Below are 288 nucleotides of genomic sequence, written 5' to 3' on the forward strand. Positions count from 1 at the left end.
GGACTGTACAGGGCAACAGCCCGAATAATACGCAATATTAATTGGAAGTGGCTAATCACGCCACTTCTACAGCGTCAGATTGACTCTTTCTGTGCATTGGCTTCGATGGCTTGCACTACCAGCAAGCAGTGACGCTTACAATATTCATTGACCAACGCCTGTACTTCATCACAGCGTTCACCCAGGGTATAGCCGATCAGGCGGGTAACAAACAGACTGGTTTCGTTCATTTCGCCCAGGTTTTTGCGTAATGCCAGGGCCAGCGCCCGATGCAGGGGAGGCTGCAGG

Annotated in this window: 1 protein-coding gene; it reads right to left on the reverse strand. The window is 51.4% G+C overall.

From position 1 onward, the window contains the following. Window positions 1–74: 74 nt before the first annotated feature. On the reverse strand, window positions 75–288 hold a 214-nt coding region (locus tag Q4563_RS19120), incomplete at its 5' end, for a hypothetical protein (protein ID WP_303605637.1).

This window comes from Gilvimarinus sp. 1_MG-2023 (genome assembly GCF_030548285.1).